The sequence below is a fragment of the Micrococcus sp. GbtcB5 genome (assembly GCF_019091605.1).
In the GTDB taxonomy this organism is placed as follows: domain Bacteria; phylum Actinomycetota; class Actinomycetes; order Actinomycetales; family Micrococcaceae; genus Micrococcus; species Micrococcus luteus.
In genome coordinates this window covers 1-228 of record NZ_JAGXJK010000656.1, presented here as the reverse complement: position 1 = coordinate 228, position 228 = coordinate 1, and the positions used below count along the sequence as shown (strand labels likewise).

Here is a 228-nt window from a genome sequence, read left to right as displayed (position 1 = left end):
CTGTCGGATCCGCGCGAGGGGACGATCCTCACGGTGCTCTCCGCGGCCGCCCGCAGCCTCGCGGGCTCGTCCACCCAGGCCCCCGACACGCCCGCGGTGGCCGGGGGCGCGGACCCGGCCGTGCGGCTGGGCCCGGCCGTGACCGTCATGCTGGCCGACTGCGGGCAGGCCGTGGAGGGGGCCGGGTCGTTGCTCGCCCCGCTGGCCCGGGCGCACGGCGTGGGCGCC

1 pseudogene is annotated in these 228 nt (G+C 81.1%); it reads left to right on the top strand.

The features are described from left to right. A pseudogene (locus KVS67_RS13860) lies at positions 1–228 on the top strand (kinase); the annotation flags it as partial.